The 18,408-nt window shown below is 69.8% G+C and carries 17 protein-coding genes; 5 read left to right on the top strand and 12 right to left on the bottom strand.

The window, feature by feature from the left end:
- Positions 1-6: 6 nt before the first annotated feature.
- The 3 genes from QBL25_RS37735 to QBL25_RS37725 form a co-directional block, all read right to left on the bottom strand.
- On the bottom strand, positions 7-927 hold the full coding sequence (locus QBL25_RS37735; protein WP_409061453.1) for an endonuclease/exonuclease/phosphatase family protein: 921 nt from the start codon (positions 925-927) through the stop codon (positions 7-9).
- A 52-nt stretch (positions 928-979) separates the two neighbouring features.
- The gene (locus QBL25_RS37730) at positions 980-1,912 is read right to left on the bottom strand and encodes an endonuclease/exonuclease/phosphatase family protein (protein ID WP_409061452.1); all 933 of its coding nucleotides are present in this window, start codon (positions 1,910-1,912) and stop codon (positions 980-982) included.
- A gap of 326 nt (positions 1,913-2,238) precedes the next feature.
- On the bottom strand, positions 2,239-3,339 hold the full coding sequence (locus tag QBL25_RS37725; RefSeq protein WP_409061451.1) for a chitinase: 1,101 nt from the start codon (positions 3,337-3,339) through the stop codon (positions 2,239-2,241).
- 238 nt (positions 3,340-3,577) lie between these two features.
- Here QBL25_RS37725 and QBL25_RS37720 point away from each other — a divergent pair, with 238 nt between their 5' ends.
- Entirely contained in the window at positions 3,578-4,396 is an 819-nt protein-coding gene (locus QBL25_RS37720) for an ankyrin repeat domain-containing protein (protein ID WP_409061450.1), read from the top strand.
- 29 nt (positions 4,397-4,425) lie between these two features.
- On the opposite strand, the gene QBL25_RS37715 is transcribed toward QBL25_RS37720, so the two are convergent.
- The 4 genes from QBL25_RS37715 to QBL25_RS37700 all read right to left on the bottom strand — a co-directional run bounded on the left by QBL25_RS37715 (position 4,426) and on the right by QBL25_RS37700 (position 8,633).
- The gene (locus QBL25_RS37715) at positions 4,426-5,622 is read right to left on the bottom strand and encodes a GDSL-type esterase/lipase family protein (protein WP_409061449.1); all 1,197 of its coding nucleotides are present in this window, start codon (positions 5,620-5,622) and stop codon (positions 4,426-4,428) included.
- A gap of 174 nt (positions 5,623-5,796) precedes the next feature.
- Entirely contained in the window at positions 5,797-6,366 is a 570-nt protein-coding gene (locus QBL25_RS37710; RefSeq protein ID WP_409061448.1) for a TetR/AcrR family transcriptional regulator, read from the bottom strand.
- 371 nt (positions 6,367-6,737) lie between these two features.
- Entirely contained in the window at positions 6,738-8,267 is a 1,530-nt protein-coding gene (locus QBL25_RS37705) for a DEAD/DEAH box helicase (RefSeq protein ID WP_409061447.1), read from the bottom strand.
- Between the two features lie 162 nt (positions 8,268-8,429).
- Positions 8,430-8,633, bottom strand: a complete 204-nt coding sequence (locus QBL25_RS37700) for a cold-shock protein (RefSeq protein ID WP_100598391.1) — start codon at positions 8,631-8,633, stop codon at positions 8,430-8,432.
- 607 nt (positions 8,634-9,240) lie between these two features.
- On the opposite strand from QBL25_RS37700, the gene QBL25_RS37695 reads away from it, so the two are divergent.
- Positions 9,241-10,347: a sugar ABC transporter substrate-binding protein gene (locus QBL25_RS37695; RefSeq protein ID WP_409061446.1), complete on the top strand. Its 1,107-nt coding sequence runs from the start codon at positions 9,241-9,243 to the stop codon at positions 10,345-10,347.
- Between the two features lie 29 nt (positions 10,348-10,376).
- Here QBL25_RS37695 and QBL25_RS37690 read toward each other — a convergent pair whose 3' ends face one another.
- Positions 10,377-11,339: an ankyrin repeat domain-containing protein gene (locus QBL25_RS37690; protein WP_409061445.1), complete on the bottom strand. Its 963-nt coding sequence runs from the start codon at positions 11,337-11,339 to the stop codon at positions 10,377-10,379.
- Positions 11,340-11,402: 63 nt separating this feature from the next.
- On the bottom strand, positions 11,403-12,347 hold the full coding sequence (locus tag QBL25_RS37685; RefSeq protein ID WP_409061444.1) for a LysR family transcriptional regulator: 945 nt from the start codon (positions 12,345-12,347) through the stop codon (positions 11,403-11,405).
- Positions 12,348-12,591: 244 nt separating this feature from the next.
- On the opposite strand from QBL25_RS37685, the gene QBL25_RS37680 reads away from it, so the two are divergent.
- Positions 12,592-13,344: a sulfite exporter TauE/SafE family protein gene (locus QBL25_RS37680; protein WP_409061443.1), complete on the top strand. Its 753-nt coding sequence runs from the start codon at positions 12,592-12,594 to the stop codon at positions 13,342-13,344.
- Between the two features lie 67 nt (positions 13,345-13,411).
- On the opposite strand, the gene QBL25_RS37675 is transcribed toward QBL25_RS37680, so the two are convergent.
- Both QBL25_RS37675 and QBL25_RS37670 read right to left on the bottom strand, forming a co-directional pair.
- Complete coding sequence (locus QBL25_RS37675; protein ID WP_409061442.1) at positions 13,412-14,350, bottom strand: AraC family transcriptional regulator; 939 nt, start codon at positions 14,348-14,350, stop codon at positions 13,412-13,414.
- 172 nt (positions 14,351-14,522) lie between these two features.
- Positions 14,523-15,446 (bottom strand): NADP-dependent oxidoreductase, encoded by a 924-nt coding sequence (locus QBL25_RS37670; RefSeq protein ID WP_409061441.1) that lies wholly within the window; start codon positions 15,444-15,446, stop codon positions 14,523-14,525.
- A gap of 325 nt (positions 15,447-15,771) precedes the next feature.
- On the opposite strand from QBL25_RS37670, the gene QBL25_RS37665 reads away from it, so the two are divergent.
- Entirely contained in the window at positions 15,772-16,287 is a 516-nt protein-coding gene (locus tag QBL25_RS37665) for a lytic polysaccharide monooxygenase auxiliary activity family 9 protein (RefSeq protein WP_409061440.1), read from the top strand.
- Between the two features lie 102 nt (positions 16,288-16,389).
- Here QBL25_RS37665 and QBL25_RS37660 read toward each other — a convergent pair whose 3' ends face one another.
- Positions 16,390-17,586: an epoxide hydrolase family protein gene (locus QBL25_RS37660; RefSeq protein ID WP_409061439.1), complete on the bottom strand. Its 1,197-nt coding sequence runs from the start codon at positions 17,584-17,586 to the stop codon at positions 16,390-16,392.
- A 214-nt stretch (positions 17,587-17,800) separates the two neighbouring features.
- On the opposite strand from QBL25_RS37660, the gene QBL25_RS37655 reads away from it, so the two are divergent.
- The gene (locus QBL25_RS37655; protein WP_409061438.1) at positions 17,801-18,376 is read left to right on the top strand and encodes a CGNR zinc finger domain-containing protein; all 576 of its coding nucleotides are present in this window, start codon (positions 17,801-17,803) and stop codon (positions 18,374-18,376) included.
- Positions 18,377-18,408 lie beyond the last annotated feature (32 nt).

Genomic DNA, 18,408 nt, shown 5'->3' with positions numbered 1-18,408 from the left:
TCGGTGTCACATCACGACACCGGCCCACAGTGGGTCGTGGTCGGAGTGGGTGGCGTGGGTCGCATCGGCCCACGTGACGTTCGCACCCGAAGGAACGAAGAGATAGTCGATCTTTCCCTGACTGTGCGTGGATTCGCCGGAGCGGCAGTACACGTAGACGGGCGGGAACGTCCAGATCACGAAGCCCCGCTTGATCTCATTGCCGCAGGGGCTGTCGACCTCCTTGAACTCGCCGTGCGCACCCCGCTGGTAGTTCGGGTGGTAGAAGTTGTCGGTTGCTCCGGAAAGCGGGTCGTCGTTGAGGTCACCACCGAGCACCTTGGTGTATCCGGCGTACGTGCCGGCGAGGATTCCCTTGGCGACGGACGCCTCGTGACGGCGGGCCCGCAGGTGCGGGCCGTCGTTGCCCACCGTCAGGTGCGTGCTGCACGCGACGGTCTTGCGGGCCTCGGAGCGCACACACACCATCTCGCGTTGTTCGTAACCGCCCGGCGACTGCAACGGGTGAGCCACAGCGGTCGCCGCGTCGAATCCCAAGTCGTTGCGGAAGAGCACCGCGTTGCCGAAGTCCGAAGGGTGCTTGCACCGGGCCGTCGTGCCGTCGCCTCCTGTGACCGGGTCGAACACCACGGTGTAGGCGGGGAGTTGGCTCTGCAGCCTTTCGTTCCAGTCTCGGCAGGTCTCTTGCAGGGTCATGAACGCGGGGCTGCGGTCGTTGACGCTGCGTACGAGCGCGTCGGGTACCTCATTGCCCTTGGGGCCGTGCTCCTCGTTGCCGCCGGCCATGTTGAACTGTCCGACGGTGAACTCCGCCGGGGCTGCATCCGGCGTCGAATCGTCGGCGAGGGCGCCGGGTGCCCACGCGACACTGCCCGTTCCCAACAGAATGGCGCTCAGTACCAGCGCCGCTTTTTCACGTATGCGCATGCCTTCTGTCCCTACTTCGTCGCGCCGCTGTGCGGCTGGGGTCCGGGAATGGTCAGGCACTGGGCTTGACGGTCGCCTTGAGCATCCAGTGGTCGCTGAGCCGGCCGACGTCGTAGCGCCATGACCCGACGTAGATCGGTCGCCCTTGCTCAAGGTCCCAGCCGTAGTCGCTGAAGAAGAGGTAGTCGAGCTTGGAACCGGCGACATTGCGGCAGCCCTTCAGGTACCACGGGCCGGTGGTCGTGCACTTCTCATCCGAGTCGCCCTCGAAGTTGCCGTCGTAGAGGGGATCGATACCGTCGTCACCGGGCTTGAGGTTGAGATCGCCCCCGATGATGGTGCGGTATCCCCCGTTCTGCCAGTCCCTGGCCTGGTCGCGGAAGTCCCGGGCGGACGCGTTGCGCAGCGCCTTGGACGGGTCGGCATTCTGGTTGGCGAAGTGACTGGTGCAGGCCAGGAGCTTGTTGCCTCGGTCCTCGATGCAGGCGGCGCCCTGCGTGTGCTTTCCGCCGGGTTCCGAGGTACTGCCGAAGGTCATGTCCCAGCCGGGCTCGCCCTGCCCGTCATGGACGAGGTCGCTGCCCGGAAGCTTCTTCATCGCGATGGCGACGCCCGCATCGAACTTGCCGCTCCTGGGGCATCGGACCAGGTCATCCGTCCCGATGGTCTTGGCCGTGCGGTGGCGGACGACCCATTCGGCGGAGGTCTCACGGTTCAGCGCCGCCTCCAGCGGCGCGGAGTGCAGGCTGTCGCAGGCTTCCTGGATCATCACGACGGCGATCGAATCGTCGTCCTGGACCCGGTCGACGAGCTCGTCGATCTTCCGGGATGCGTGATCGCTGTTAGGACAGCTGTTGATGGCTCCGCAGATGTTCCAGGTCAGTACGCCGACTCTGGGCGGCACGCTGCGCGGGTCCGTGTCCGCCGCCTTGTCCGCGGTCGCGGCGGTCGGGTTCGTCGGTGCCTGGGCACCGGCCGGCTGCACTGGTGCGAGTGCGAGCACGGCCGCTGCCAGCACCCCGCCTAAGAGTGCCTTGATGCCTTTCACTGTTTTCCCCCTCTGCGTCGGAGTGCAGCACGGGGGAAGGCGGAATCCATGAATCCGCCGTGTGGCTCGCCCCCCGTTGAGCACATCACTGTGTTTCCGTCCCCGTGGTCGCGGGACCGGCACTAAAACTTTCTAGGGGGGCCTGCTTGGCATGTACAAGGCATCTTTGGGCCAAGTCGACGCAGCGCCCACACCCGTGCGACTGCGCCGTTTGATCCCAAGCCGGAGATGTTCAGCATGTTTGTCAGTCTCGGCAGACCGCGCTAGAAGAGCCGCTTCACGTTGTCGCCGAACGTCCAGCCCTTTGCGCCGTCCCAGTTGATGGACCAGGTCATCAGGCCCTTCAGTGCGCCGTTGTAGTGGTTCCACGCCTGGGTCACCAGGTTCGGGGGCATGTGGCCGCCGCCCGCGCCCGGTTGGGCGGGGAGGCCCGGGACCTGTTTGTCGTAGGGGACCTTGATCGTCGTGCCTTGGATGACCAGGCCCTTGTTCAGGCAGTCCGTCTGCGCGGTGAATCCCTGGACGGTGCCGGCGGAGTAGGAGTCGCCGGAGCAGCCGTACATGCTGCCGTTGTAGTACTGCATGTTCAGCCACCAGAGGCGGCCGTTGTCCGCGTACTTCTTCACGATGGGGAGGTACGCGCCCCAGATCGAGCCGTAGACCACGCTGCCCCCGGTGACGTACGCCGTCTCGGGTGCCATCGTCAGGCCGAAGTTGGACGGCATGCGGGCCAGGACGCCGTCGATGATGCGGATGAGGTTGGACTGCGAGGCGGAGAGCTGGTTGATGTTGCCGCTGCCGACGAGGCCGGTCTCGATGTCGATGTCGATGCCGTCGAAGTTGTACTTCTTCAGGATCGGCACCACCGTCTCGACGAAGCGGTCGGCGACCTTGCTGGAGCTGAGGTCGATGCCCGCCGCCGCGCCGCCGATCGACATCAGGATCGTGGCGCCGTTCGCCTTGGCCTGGCACATCTCGGCCGGTGTGGCGACCTTCACCGTCGCGTCCATGCCGTCTTCCCACAGGACGGTGCCGTCGGAGCGGATCACGGGGAACGCCGCATTGATCACGTTGTAGCCGTGGTCACGGATCCGGGTGTCGGTGATCGGGGTCCAACCGAACGGCGGATGCACGCCGTTGGCGGCACCGTCCCAGTTCTCCCAGTACCCCTGGAGCACCTTCCCGGCGGGCTTCGACTTGACCGCGCACGTGTCGGCCTGCGCGCCACGGCTCGCGTGCGCGGCTTGGGCGGCTTGGGCGGCTTGTGCGGCGGCCCGCTGGGCCACGGTTCTGGTGTCCTGGCGGTCCTGCCCTGCCCCATCGACGTACGCGGCACCCATGAGCATCGGTACGGCGAAAGCCATCGCCAGGCCGGCAGCCAGAAGGCGGGGACGGGGGCGGCGGGAAGTGCGTGCGGGAGCGTGGGGAGAGGTTCGGGATGACACGCTTACCTCCTGGACTGCGGTGCCTGGAGACGTAAGTGGTGCGACGCGCCACACCGTAAAGAGGTCCAGACCTGCCGTCAATAGGTCTGGACCATACCGATCGAGCAGGAGGCCTCTTCTTATGGACTGCCCCACGAACAGTCACAAGGACAGTCACATGGACAGCCCCACGAACAACCCCAGGGATACGCCCGTGGCCGTCCTCGACTCCACCGACCCCCTGGCCATCTCGGTGACCGAGGCGATCCGGAGCGGTGACGTCCACGCGCTGCGGCACCTCCTGGCCACCCACCCCGCGCTGGCCGCCGGCCGGATCAGCAAGGACGGTCCCGCCGCGGGACGGCGGAGTCTGCTGCACGTCGCCACCGACTGGCCGGGGCACCACCCGCACGCCGAGGCGGTCATCGCCACCCTGGTCGCGGCCGGCGCCGATCCCGACGCCCGTTTCGTCGGCGCCCACACCGAGACGCCTCTGCACTGGGCCGCCAGCAATGACGACGTCACCGCGGTGGACGCCCTCGTCGCGGCGGGCGCCGACATCGAGGCCTCCGGCGCGGTCATCGGCGGCGGCACTCCGCTCGCCGACGCGCGCGGCTTCGGGCAGTGGCGGGCGGCCCGCAGACTCCTGGAACTGGGCGCCCGCGCCGACCTTCAGGACGCGGCCACCCTTGGCCTGCTCGATCAGGTGGAGACCTTCCTGGCCGCCCCCGACTCCCCCACGCGGTCCGAGATCACCAGCGCCTTCTGGGGCGCCTGCCACGGAGGCCGACTCCCCACCGCCCGGCTCCTGTTGGAGCAGGGAGCGGACGTGAACTGGATCGGGTACGACGGCATGACGCCCCTGGACATCGCCCGCGCCCAGGCCGCCGCCCGCGGACAGGATCTCCCCGGCCCGCAGGATGCCGGTCAGAGCGGTGACGACATCGTCCAGTGGCTGCTCGCCCGAGGAGCGAAGACCCGCGCCGACCTCGGGTAAGCCACCTGCGCGGCAGAGGTGGTCCCGCCTTAACCCTCTCGGCCCGCGAAAGCACCCTCGCCCTCGAACGCCAGCTTGGCGAACCGTTCGCCCATGAGGCGGTGAGTGGCGGCGTCCGGATGGATCTGGTCGGGCAGCGGAAACTCGGCGGAGTCGGCATCCCCGTACAGCTCACGTCCGTCGAGGTAGTACAGGTTGGGGTCCTCCGCCGACCGCTGCTCCACGATCCGGGCCAGCTCCTCGCGGATGACGCTCAGGGTCAGCTTCCCGCTCGCGCGCTCCGCGGGATCACCCATGGCGATGAACTGAAGCCGTCCGGAGCTGAGATCGCTGAAGTCCGGCGCGCTGGGGCCCGGTGTGTCCTCGTGGATGGGGCACAGTACGGGCGAGACGACCAACAGCGGCGTACGGGGCCGGCCTTCACGGATGGTGTCGAGGAAACCGTGGACCGCGGGGCCGAAGGCGCGTAGGCGCATCAGGTCGGCGTTGACCACGTTGATGCCGATCTTGATGCTGATCAGGTCGGCCGGGGTGTCCCGCAGGGTGCGGGCGGTGAAGGGGTCGAGGAGCGCGCTGCCGCCGAACCCGAGGTTGATCAGTTCCACACCGCCGAGGGAAGCGGCGAGAGCGGGCCACGTGGTGGTGGGGCTCGCGGCGTCGGAACCGTGGCTGATCGAACTGCCGTGGTGCAGCCACACCTTGCGGTCCCGCGCGGGCGCGGGCTCGACGGGTGCGTCGGTGCGCAGCTCGACGAGTTCGGTCGTCTCGTTGTGCGGCAGCCAGATCTCGATGTCCTTGGCGGTGTCGGGCAGGTCGGCGAAGCGGAGGGTGCCGACCGGGCCGGACCGGTTCTCCATGGTTCCGGCGGTCATGTCGATGGTCAGGGTGTTGCCGCCGCTGACCGATGCCTGTCCGGCGAGGCGGCCGTCGACGAGCAGGTCGTACAGGCCCTCCGGGCGGGGCGGGGCGCCCACGTAGTCCCGCTTGGTGGGCAGCGTGTCCAGTTCGATGACGGTGGCCCGGGTACGGAAGGCGAGGCGGACACCGGAGGGTTGGGACTCCGCCATGGCCAACTGCCCGTCGAAGTACTGCGCGCGGGCCCATGCGGGGAGCCGGTGCGGCAGGACGCCATGGGCGGTGCGCTCCAGGTCGAGGGCGCCGCGCAGGAGGTCCGCGGTGATGGGCGTCGTGACGGGTGTGGTGATCCGGTTGTGCTCGGTGTTCATGGTCTCCACCTACTGATGATCGTGGTTTCTGGGCGGCCGGGAAGCGCCGACGGTGTGCCGAAGCGCGAGGGCTCCCGCCAGGGGCGGTACCGGTACTCGGGTCTACGGGGGCGGCCCGTAGGTCCACGGGGCCCTGCGGGCCCGCGGGCCCCGGATGTCGAGCGGTCAGGCCCGTCAGGCCTCGGGCCAGTTCCGCAGCAGGGCGTCGAGCGCGTCCAGAACGCGTGCCCATGTCTCCTGCGAGTCGGGTTCGCTGTGACTGAAGCCCCCCGCCAGCTCCAGGCTGACGTAACCGTGGAAGACGCTGCCCAGCATCCGGACCGCGTGGGTCTGGTCGGGCTCCGTCAGGTCGTAGCCGCGCAGGATCGCCCGCGTCATCTGCGCGTGCCTGACCCCCGCACTGGCGGCCGCCGTCTCCGGATCGAGCCGCAGCCGGGTCGCGGCGTAGCGGCCGGGGTGCTCCCGGGCGTAGTCGCGGTAGACGTCGGCGAACGCGGTCAGCGCGTCCTTCCCGGCCCGCCCGGCCAGCGCGGCGGCGCAGCGGTCGGCGAGCTCCTCCAGGGAGAGCAGGGCGATCCGCGTCTTGAGGTCGTGCGAGCTCTTCACGTGCGAGTACAGGCTCGCGACCTTGACGTCGAAGCGGCGGGCGAGCGCCGAGACGGTCACCTGCTCGAAGCCGACCTCATCGGCCAGCTCGGCGCCGGCCTGGGCCAAGCGCTCCGCGGTCAGACCTGCGCGCACCATCGCCGTCACCCTTTCTTCCCTGCACTCTGCGAGCCCTTGAAGCCCTACGCCTCTTCGGCATAACCCATTATGCATTTGCCTAATACCTTTAGGCAAATCAGCTAGCCGTACAGGCATCTGCACAAGCTTCCGTACAGGCGTCCCTCGCGTCGGCGATCCCGCTGTGGCGCCCGGCGAAACGACAAAGAGAGGCCTTCTCCGCACTCGCGGAGAAGGCCTCTCTCGTGGTTCCAGCCACGCCATGGACGTGTTCCGGCGCCGGCAGCGCCACCTCTTGGTCTACGACTCGATCAGGCCGAGCATCTCGCTCAAGCCAATCGAGCCACTCAGATCCCTCAGGTCACTCAGATCCCTCAGGTCACTCAGATCACTCAGGCAGCGCGACGCACGCGCGCCGCCTTGCGGGCCTCGGCCATCTCGCGGGATTCGGCGGTCCGGCGGGAGCCGCCGCCCGAGCGCCCGGGCTGCCCCGGCCGCGTGCCCATCCCCCGGAAGGGGGCGCCACCGCGCTTGGGGCGCTCCGTGCTGGGCGCGCTGCCGGCGATCGGCACCCCGGAGGGGGCCTTCGCGCCGGTGATGCGGCTCAACTCGGCCTCGCCGGAACGCACCTGGGTGATCTGCGGCCGGATCCCGGCGGCGGACATCAGGCGGCTCATGTCGCGGCGCTGGTTGGGCGTCACCAGGGTGACGACGCTGCCGGACTCACCGGCGCGGGCCGTGCGGCCGCCGCGGTGGAGGTAGTCCTTGTGGTCGATGGGCGGGTCGACGTTGACCACGAGATCGAGGTTGTCGACGTGGATGCCGCGGGCCGCGACGTTCGTGGCCACCAGGACCGTCACCGCGCCGCTCTTGAACTGGGCGAGGGTGCGGGTCCGCTGGGGCTGCGACTTGCCGCCGTGCAGTGCGGCGGCCCGTACGCCGCTGCCCATCAGGTGCTTGGTGAACTGGTCGACGGCGTGCTTGGTGTCCAGGAACATGATCACTCGGCCGTCGCGGGCCGCGATCTCGGTGGCGGCGGCCATCTTGTCGGCGCCGTGCACGTGCAGTTCGTGGTGCTCCATCGTGGTGACGGCACCCTTGGAGGGGTCGACGGAGTGCACGACCGGGTCGTGGAGGTAGCTGCGCACCAGGAGGTCGACGTTGCGGTCGAGGGTGGCCGAGAACAGCATGCGCTGACCGTCGGGGCGGACCTGGTCGAGCAGTTCGGTGACCTGGGGCATGAAGCCCATGTCGGCCATCTGGTCGGCCTCGTCCAGGACGGTGATGCTCACCCGGTCCAGGCGGCAGTCCTTGCGCTCGATGAGGTCCTTGAGGCGGCCGGGCGTGGCGACGACGACCTCGGCACCGGCGCGCAGGGCTCCGGCCTGCCGGCCGATCGACATGCCGCCGACCACGGTGGCGATACGCAGCTTCAGTGCCCGGGCGTACGGAGTGAGGGCCTCGGTGACCTGCTGGGCGAGCTCCCGGGTGGGCACGAGGACCATCGCGAGGGGGCGCTTCGACTCGGCGCGTCGGCCTTCGAGGCGCACGAGGAGCGGCAGCCCGAAGGCGAGGGTCTTGCCGGAACCGGTGCGGCCGCGGCCCAGGACGTCCCGGCCCGCGAGCGCGTTGGGCAGCGTGGCCGCCTGGATCGGGAACGGCTCGGTCACGCCGAGGCCGGTGAGGGTCTTCAGGAGCGGGGCCGGCATTTCGAGCTCGGCGAAGGTCTCCACCGCGGGCAGGCCCGGGGTGATGGTGACCGGCAGGGCGAACTCGCCCTGCGGGGCGGCGGGGCGGCGCCCCTGGCCGCCGGGGCGGTTGCCGGGCCGGGCGCCGCCACCCTTGCGGGGGTTCGCGCCGCGGGATCCGCCGCCGTTACGGGGAGTGGAATAGCGGTCGTTCGTGCGAGCTGAACGGTTCATGGAGAACCTTCCTCGATATGGCACGCATCGAGGAATTCTCGGTGGATTTCAACCGAACGAATTGCAAGCACGAGCCGAATAAAAGACAAACTTCTGTAAACAGCAACGAGCTGGTGCCCGCACCGTGAGGTGCGGGCACCAGCGTCGTTTTACGCTTCAGCGTCAGGCAGGAACGATGTTCTCGGCCTGCGGGCCCTTCTGGCCCTGAGTGACATCGAAGTTCACCTTCTGGCCTTCCTGAAGCTCACGGAAGCCCTGGGTGGCGATGTTCGAGTAGTGGGCGAAGACGTCCGGGCCGCCACCCTCCTGCTCGATGAAGCCGAAGCCCTTTTCCGAGTTGAACCACTTCACGGTGCCAGTAGCCATACTAAATATCTCCTTCGGGGCAAGCTCCGAGACCCGCACTGTGCGGACCCCGGCGTCGCCACGTTGATTGCCCCGTCCGGGAAACTTCTCCCGGAAATACAAAAGTGCCCGGGCGGAATAGATCCACCAAAGCACTTGAAGTCTTATGGGAACCACAACTGCAACTACGATCAACAGTAGCACGAGATGGCCGTCGCGGCGCGGCCAACCACTACTTATTTCGCCCGACCGGCTCAGAGCCCCACCACATTGCGGAAAATCGCGGACCCCAGGTCTCGCCGGAGGTCGGGAAATGACCCGCCGGACAGCAGGTCACGCAGGGTGACGAACGGCCGCGCGGGCGGACGAAGCACCGTAACGACGACAAGTGGCGACACATCCGTCCGCCCGTTCTCCGGCGGGATCACCCCCGGCGCTCCGTCGCAGCGTGCGGCCCTGGAGGTTGGCACGTGTCAATGCGGGACAGTTCAAGACTGAAAGGCATATTCCATTGCAATCTCGTTATGTGTTGACTCCTTGACGCCGGGAACCCTCCGAGGTTGGCTTTCAGCCATCTCGGACCACAACGGAGCGGTTCGATCGAGGAAGTGGGCGAATGAGAACCCGTATGCGTGAAGCCACCGTCGCCGTATCAGTGAGCGCCCTGGCACTCTCGCTGGCCGCATGCGGCAGCCTGCTCGGCTCGGACGACGGGAAAGAGCAGAACAAGAGGAAGGGCGACGCGGTCACCGTCGGCCTGCTCCTGCCCGAGAAGGAGACGGCCCGCTACGAGAAGTTCGACCACCCCATCATCGAGAAGCAGGTCACCAAGCTCACCAACGGCAAGGGCAAGCTCGTCTACGCCAACGCCGAAGGGGACGCCGACAAGCAGAGCGGCCAGCTCGACCAGATGGTGGCCGACAAGGTCGACGTGATCCTGGTGAGCGCGGTGAACGCGAAGAAGCTCGCTCCCGCGGTCGAGAAGGCGAAGGAAGCGGACATCCCCGTCATCGCCTACGACCGTCTCGCCGAGGGCCCCGTCTCCGGCTACGTGGCCTTCGACAACGAACTGGTCGGCCAGGTCCAGGGCCAGGCGATCCTCAAGGCGCTCGGCGCCAACCGCAAGAACAGCAAGGTCGTCATGATCAACGGTGCGACGACCGACCCGAACGCCCCCGTCTTCAAGGAAGGCGCGCTCTCCCAGCTCCAGAACCAGGTGGAGATCGCCAAGTCGTACGACACCGAGGGCTGGAAGCCGCAGATCGCGGGCGAGCACATGACCGACGCGATCACCGCGATCGGCAAGGACGACATCGCCGCCGTCTACTCCGCCAACGACGGCATGGCGGGCGGCGCGATCAAGGCACTCAAGGCCGCGGGCGTCACCGACCTGCCGCCGGTCACCGGCCAGGACGCGGAGCTGCCGGCCGTGCAGCGGATCGTCACGGGCGACCAGTACATGAGCGTCTACAAGCCCTACCCCGAAGAGGCCGTGGGCGCCGCGCAGATGGCGGTCCGGATCGCCCAGGGCCGCATGGTCGAGTACGACGCCCTGGCCGGGGACAGGTCCGAGAACGCCACCACGAAGAACATCCCCTCCCTCCTGGTCTCCGTCCGCCCCCTGACCCGGGACACCATCAAGTCCACGGTCATCGAGGACGGCATCTACAAGGTCAAGGAGATCTGCACGCCTGAGCTCAAGGCGGCGTGCGCGACGGTCGGCCTCAAGGGCTGAGGCACGGCAGTGTCACGGGTGACGGTCCCTCACGGGTAATAGTCGCGCCGGGGCAGCTTGAGCCACAGGTCGGGCGGGCCGGTGACGGCGCGGGCGTCGGCCGGCCGCAGGCCCACATACGCGCAGGCGTAGGCGACGGCGTTGTCGCGGTAAAGGTAGGAGGCGAGGACCTCCCACGAGGAGTCGTCCGCATCGGGATCGCCTCCCGGGTGCAGGTCCCAGCCCTCGATGACGCCGTCCCGGGCGACGCTGCCCTGGGCGCCGCTCTTGGGGTGGGCGTAGAGGCCGTAACAGACGGTGCCCGCGGAGAGCAGCCGCTGCACGCCGGGCATCGTGGGTGCGGACCCCCACGGCTGGGTGACGACACAGCCGCCCGGGACGTCGGTGGCCCCGACGATCCGCGGGGACTCCTCCATGTCGTGCGCCAAGGGGTCCTCCAGGAGTTCGTCCAGCTCCGGGTCTTCGCGGGGCTGCGCCCCGAGGCGGCGCGCGGCCTCGGCCGCGTCGATCCCGGCCACGCACGCCAGGCCCGTGCCCTCCACGTCGAGATCGCCCAGAGCGGCGGTCAGCCGTCTGCCTTCCGTCGCGGCGGCCGACTCCGCCGGGGTCAGGCCGCGCTCACCGACCGGCACCCTGAAGAGGCCGGGCGTCGGCCCGGCCAGGCTGAGCCGCCCCGGCGACCAGTCCGCCCGGACGATCCGCCACGGGTCGGCACCGGCGGCGGTCAGGACACGGGCGTTGTCCGCGCGGTTCGCCAGGACCGCCGTCCACAGGGCGGGGCGGCCCTCCTCCGCCGCGTCGACGTCGTCCACGCGCCGGGCCAGCTCGGCGACCACTTCCGGTGTGCCGAACAGCGCGGCCAAGTGCAGCGGACGGCCGCTGCCGCACACATGCGGGTCGGCGCCGCGCTCCAGGCGGTCACGGATCAGCGCGTGGTCCCGCCAGCCTTCCGGACCGAGACCCGCCCAGCCGTCACCCTCGACAACAGCCATGCCCCTCCCCCTTCGTGGTGACCCCGGCACCCGATCACGCTGTCATCGGCCACTCACCGAACGCTACAGACGGGCACCGACAATCTCCTCCGGGTCCCCCGTCCCCTGCGGGGGCACGCGTGCGCCCGGGCAGTTGTGACTGACCGTGTCGGCGAAGGCCTTGGCCAAGGGGGACAGCGCGTCCCAGCGGCGTACCGCCCAGCCGGTCCACAGCGTGGGCAGGTCCGGGATGGGGATCAGCCGCAGATCGGGGTGGCCGGGCCCCCGCCAGCCCGGCAGATCGGGCACGATCGCGTGACCCAGGCCCAGTTCGGCGAGCAGGAGGGCGGTGTCCCAGTCGGCGACGCTGGTGTCGGAGGCCGGCCTGATGCCGCGCTCGGTGAACCAGGCGTCCAGGCGCGCGCGGGACGTCGTGCTCTCGGGGAGACCGATCAGCTGGATCCCGGCCAGGTCAGCGGTGGTGATCCGCTCCTCGCCTGCCAGCGGGTCATCGCGGTGGACGGCCAGCACCCAGGGGAGTTCGATGACGGGGCGTTGCTCGATGCCCTTCACCGGGGCGCCCAGGGTGATCCAGGCCAGATCGAGGCCGCCCGCGATGAGGGCGTCGAAGCAGCCGCGGCTGGAATGCGCGGTCTCGAATTCGAGGCTCACCCGAGGATGGCGCCGGCGGAAGGCCACGATCGCGTCGGACATGAAGTGCCGCACCGTGGTGGCGCCGGTGGTGATGCGTACCGATCCGGCCTCGCCGCGCGCCAGGTCGCGCAGCCGCCGCAGGGCGTGGTCGATGTCGCCGAGGCCCCCGGCCGCCGCGTTGTGCAGGAGCAGTCCGGCCGGTGTGGGGACGACTCCGCGCGGGTGGCGTTCGAGCAGGCTGAGCCCCAGCTCCCGCTCCAGGCGCCGGATGTGCTGGCTGACCGCGGGCTGCGTACAGGAGAGGTCGCGGGCGACGGCGCTGAGGCTGCCCGTCCGGCAGACGGCGACGAAGACACGTAGGTCGTCCAGAGTCATGAGGAGTGAAGCTACCGCTTGGGGGTCTGCAAGGAAATCCGAGGATTGACTTGGGTGTCGGATGGGCGGGACGATCTTTGCGGGCCCAGGGCGGCAACCCGGCCCGGCCCGCACGTCATCCGGAGGGCGGGCGGACGGGACCGGGTGCCGACCCGTCGGCACGGGCCAGGCTTCTTCGCACCAGTCTTCTCCGTCCCGGGCTGCCCGCACTCCGGTACGCCGACCGTCCCGGGAAGGGTGATCCATGCAGGCACTCGAGACAGCGGCCATAGCCGCCGCGGCCGTCGCGGCAGGCGGCATCAACGCGGTGGTCGGCTCCGGCACCCTGATCACCTTCCCCACCCTGCTCGCCTTCGGATACCCGCCGGTGCTGGCCAACGTCTCCAACACCATCGGCCTCGTCCCGGGCGTCCTCAGCGCGGCGTACGGCTATCGCGCCGAGCTCAAGGGCCAGCGGCGCCGCCTCCTCAAGCTCGGTCTCGCCTCGCTCCTGGGCGGTGTGGTGGGCGCCGTGCTGCTCCTGAAGCTGTCCGCCGACACGTTCCGCTCCGCGGTGCCGGTGCTCATCCTGCTCGCCTGCGTGCTGGTGCTGTTGCAGCCGCGTATCCAGAAGTGGCTCGCGCGGCGCGACGCGCGCGGCCGGGCGGACGGCGGCGCTCCCCTGTGGGCCGGTGTCATGGTCACCGGCGTCTACGGCGGCTACTTCGGCGCGGCCCAAGGAGTGCTGCTCATGGGCTTGTTCGGCTCGTTCCTCCGCGACGACCTCCAGCGCCTGAACGCCGTCAAGAACGTCCTCGCGTGCATCGTGAACGGCGTCGCCGCGGTCATCTTCATCGCGGTGACGACGGTCGACTGGACGGTGGCCGGGGTGATCGCCGCCGGTGCGACCCTGGGCGGTCTCGTCGGGGCGCGGGTGGGCCGCCGCCTCTCCCCCGCCGTGCTGCGCGGGCTGATCGTGGTGGTCGGGGTGACGGCGGCCGTCGCCGTGGCCGTGTGAGCCCCTCGGCCCGGCGGCACGCAGACGGGCGTCGGGCGCGACCGACGTCCGGGGCCGTCAGGCCGTCTCAGGCCGCCCGGCTCTGGCGCCGGTAGCCGCCCGGCGCCAGGCCGTACTCGCGCTTGAAGGCTTTGGCGAAGGCGAACTCCGAGCCGTATCCGGTGCGGGCGGCGACCGTGGTCAGCGGGGCGTCGGACTCCCGCAGCATGCGGGCGGCGGTCGTCATGCGCCACCGGGTCAGATAGGACATCGGCGGTTCGCCGACCAGCGCGGCGAACCGCCGGGCGAACGCGGCACGGGACAGGCCGGCCCGCACCGCGAGGGACTCGACCGTCCACGAGGCCGCGCGGTCGTCGTGCATGGCGGTCAGGGCGGGGGCGACCGCCGAGTCGCTCAGGGCCGCCGCCCAGCCCTGAGCCGTGGCCGACGGCTGATCGTCCAGCCAGGCCCGCAGGATGTAGAGGAGCAGCGAGTCGATCAGGGTGGGCACGATGCCGTCGGAGCCGATGCGCGGGTTCTCCAGCTCGGTGCCGAGGAGTTGGACGGCGGCGCTCAGCTCGGGGTGGCGGCCGTGCCGGGTCGGCAGATGGATCACCTCGGGCAGCTGGCGCACCAGGGGATGCGGGCGGCCCTGGTCCAGGTGGTAGTTGCCGCACAGCAGGCTGGTCTCGGCGCCCTCGCCGCCCAGCGTGACCGAGCCGATCGGGGAACTGCCGTGGAATTGCGCGGCCTTGAGTTCGTCCGCCGGGGTGGTGGGCTGGTCGGCCAGGATGTGGCCCCGCCCGTCGCGCAGGAAGACCACGTCCCCGGCGTTCAGCGGAATCGGCTCCAGGTGCGCGGACGCGTCGGGCAGCGGGACCAGCCAGCAGGTCCCGTACAGGACCACGTGGAATCCGGCGCCCGCGACGGGAGGCAGCCGCAGGCCCCAGGGGGCGCGGCCGTTCGTCCGCACGGATGCCGGGTGCCCGGTGCGCATCGAGGCCAGCGCCTCGGTGAGGATGTCCATCCGGCCTCGCCCTTTCCTGGTGCCACCCGCCGCGGTCGGCTTGTTCGGCCGGCCCGCCGCGGGTCTCCTGATCCGGCCGCCCCGCCGGGACCGCCGCCCTCGGACCGTCCTGCCCCGGGCGGCCGGTCCGTCCCGTCCGGCCCGTTCAGACCGATCAGACCGCCCGGCCCGTTCAGACCGTCAGGACAATCTTGCCCTGTACGTGCCCCGAGGCGACCAGTTCGTGTGCCTTGCCTGCCTCCGCCAGCGGGAACGTCTCCTCCACGTAAGGACGGACCAGGCCCGCGTCGATCAGCTCCGCGACGGCTTCGAGCCCGGCGGCGTCGGGTGCGACCATGACTCCGGCGAAGCGCCGTCCGGCGGCCTCGACGCGTGCGGCGAGCTCCTTGTCACCGTGTTCCAGGATGGTGATGAGTACGCCGCCGGGGCGCACCACGCCCAGCGAGCGATCGCCCTGTGCCGTGGAGTCGAGGAAGACGTCGACGTCCTTGGCGGCCTCGGTGAAGTCGGTGGTGCGGTAGTCGATGATCTCGTCGGCGCCGAGGCCGCGTACGAAATCGTGCCGGGCCGCGCTGGCTATCGCGATCACGTGTGCGCCCCGGGCCTTGGCGATCTGCACGGCGAAGTGGCCCACGCCGCCTGCGGCGCGCTGGATCAGGACCCGGTCGCCTTCCTTGACGTCCGCCGCCCCCACCAGGCCCTGCCAGGCGGTGAGCGCCGCGAGGGGCACGGCAGCGGCGTGCACGTGGTCGAGCGAGGCGGGCTTGCGGGCGAGCTGGCCGGACGGCGCGACGACGTACTCGGCGTATCCGGTGGCGGCGCGGGGGAAGTGCGGCATGCCGTACACCTCGTCGCCCACCGCGAACCCGGCGCCGGGGCCCGCCTCTTCGACCACGCCGGAGATGTCCCAGCCCACGCCGAACGGCGGCTCGCCGAGCAGCGGCAGGGCGCCGGCCCGGACGGCCACGTCGACCGGGTTGACGGCGCCGGCGTGCACTTTGACGAGGACCTCGCCCGCCAGCGGCTCGGGCCGCTCGGTCGTCACGACTTCGAGGACCTCGGGGCCGCCGATGGACTTCTGGATCACTGCGCGCATGGTGGATCTCCTGGGTCTCGTTCGATGGAGCATCCGGTTGATGTCCTCAACCGCTGATGTCCTCGACCCTAGGGAGATCGGATGAGCCGCAGAATGGCCTTCTGTCTCGGTCACATGTCTCAGCGTCTTGTCGGGCGACACCTTCGGCCATGAAGAGGCCATGCGGGGTCCCGGTCTCAAGTGTTCCGTTTCGTGCAACTCCCGCACCACGGACACCACTTGCAGGGTTGACTGGGCACCGACAACGCGTATGGTCTAGGCCAATGAGCCGACCGAGGCGCCCGGCCGGCTCTTGCCCCTCATCCCCCACTCAGAGGGAACAGCGATGAACAAGAAGCAGAAACTGGCAGCCGCTCTGGGCGCGGGATTCGCGCCCCTGCTCGTCCTGGCCTCCGTCACCCCGGCCAGCGCACACGGCTACGTCTCCTCGCCCCCGAGCCGTCAGGCACAGTGCGCGGCAGGCACCGTGTCCTGCGGAGAGATCACCCATGAACCCCAGAGCGTCGAAGGCCCCAAGGGGCAGACGACGTGCAGCGGTGGGAACACGCGGTTCGCCGAACTGGACGACGACAGCAAGGGCTGGAAGGCCACCGACGTCGGCTCGTCGCAGGAGTTCAGCTGGAAGCTGACGGCACGTCACAGCACCAGCACCTGGCAGTACTTCGTCGGCGGCAACAAGATCGCTGAAGTCGACGACGGAGGCGCCCAGCCGGGCGCGACCGTCACGCACAAGGTCGACTTCGGCGGACTGACCGGCAAGCAGAAGGTGCTCGCGGTGTGGAACGTCGCCGACACCTCCAACGCCTTCTACGCCTGCATCGACGTGAACATCAAGGGCTGAGCCCTGACGGGTGGTTCCCCCACACCACCCCCGCCCGGTCCGCCGGTCCGACGGCGTCATCACGCCGTCGGACCGGCGGGCCGGGCTCTCGCGTCTCCCCGTTCACCGAGGGGCGGCCAGCACGGCCGCGAGGCCCTCGCGCAGATCGTCGACGAAATACCCGGGAACCTCCAGCGACGGGAAATGACCACCGCGTTCGGGCGACTGCCACCGGACGATTTGGCGGTACCGCTCCTGCGCCCAGGGACGCGGCGACTTCTCGGTGTCGCGGGGGTACATGGTGACGGCCGACGGGACGTCGACCCGCAGGCCGGGGTCGAGGGAGTTGTGGCTCTCGTAGTAGATACGGGCGGCCGAGGCGCCGGTTCGCGTCAGCCAGTACAGGGTGACGTCGTCGAGCACCCGGTCGAGAGACAGCGTCTCGAAGGGGCTGTCCTCGGTGTCCGACCATTCGGCGAACTTGTCGAGGATCCAGGCGAGAAGCCCCACCGGTGAGTCGACGAGCGCGTAGCCGATGGTCTGCGGGCGGGTCGCCTGCTGCTTCGCGTACGCCGCGCGGTGGCGCCAGAAGTGACGGGTCTCCTCCGCCCACCCGCGCTCGACCTCCGTCAGGCCGTCCGTGCTCAACCCGGGCGGCGCCTCCGCGAACAGCGTGTGGATGCCGAGGACGTGCTCCGGGAACCTGCCGCCGAGCACCGTGGTGATGTTGCCTCCCCAGTCCCCGCCGTGGGCCAAGAACCTGCCGTAGCCGAGCCTCCCCATCAGTTCCACCCAGGCGGCCGCGATCTTCTCGATCCCCCAGCCGGTGGTGGCCGGCTTGTCGCTGTAGCCGAATCCCGGCAGTGACGGGACCACGACGTGGAACGCCGGGGCGTCCGCGCTCTCCGGGTCCGCCAGGTCGTCCACCACGTCGACGAACTCGGCGACGCTGCCCGGCCAGCCGTGCGTCAAGATCAGAGGCGTGGCGTCCGCGCGCGCGGAGCGGCGGTGCAGGAAGTGGATTCCCAGACCGTCGATGACCGTGCGGAACTGGCCGATCTGGTTGAGGCGCTCTTCGAACGACCGCCAGTCGTAACCGGTACGCCAGTAGTGCACGACATCGACGAGGTCGGCGCGAGGAACGCCCTGTGCCCAACGGCCGGCGCCGGGCGCGGCACCGCAGACCGTCTCGGCCTCCGGAAGGCGTGCGGCGGCCAGCCGTGCGCGCAGATCGTCGAGCTCGGCGTCGGGTGCGTGGGCCTCAAACGCCTGTACGCCTTGCGGGTCTCGCACGCCCTGCGCGTCGTGCGGGGGTTGCACGTCTTGCACGTCTCGCGGGAGTTGCGCGTCTCGTACGTCTTGCGCGTCCCGTACTTCTTTCACGTCTCGCGGGGGTTGCGCGTCTTGTCGGTCGCTGGTCGGGCGGGGCATGGCACCTCCTGGCCGTCGCGGAACCGGCCCCGACCTGTCGAGAACCGGCTAAGACGGTTCTAGCAGTCCGCGGGCCGGACCCGCAACCGGCTAAGGTGGTTCCATGTCTGCCGCGTTTCCTGACTTCCGCCTCGGCACCGTGCTGGCGACCAGCTTCACCGGGACGCTGTCGGAGCGTCACGGCGACGCCGTCGAACGCATTCCCGTGCCGCACCGACTGGTCGACTGGCTCGCGGTCAACGGCCTCACCGTGGACTCCTGCACCCCGGCCCAGCTCGATCTCGCCCGGGACCTGAGGGAGTCGATTCACGCCGCCGCGACGGCCGCCGCCCTCCGGGACGCGCTGCCCGCGACCGCGGTCCACGTCATCAACGACTTCAGTGCCGGGGGCCGGGCCGCGGCGATCCTGACGCCCGACGGCCGGCGGCGCTGGCAGCTCAGTTCGCCCTCCCGCGTGGAGGACGCCCTCGGCGTGATCGCCGCCGACGCGATCAGCGTCATCGCGGGTGAACGCGACGGAAAACTGGCCCTGTGCGCGTCACCGACCTGCCGGGCCGCCTTCTTCGACACCAGCCAGAGCCGCACCCGCAAGTGGTGCGACATGAACACGTGCGGGAACCGCCAGAAGAAGGCGCGCTTCCATGCCAACCAGCGCGCCAGACCAAGACCCTCGGAATGATCGCCGCGGAGCGGGTGCGGGCTGCGATGGTG

It is taken from the genome of Streptomyces sp. SYP-A7185 (assembly GCF_046103685.1).
GTDB lineage: Bacteria > Actinomycetota > Actinomycetes > Streptomycetales > Streptomycetaceae > Streptomyces.
Note: the sequence above shows the minus strand (reverse complement) of the source record. Positions and strands in the feature narration are given on the sequence as shown.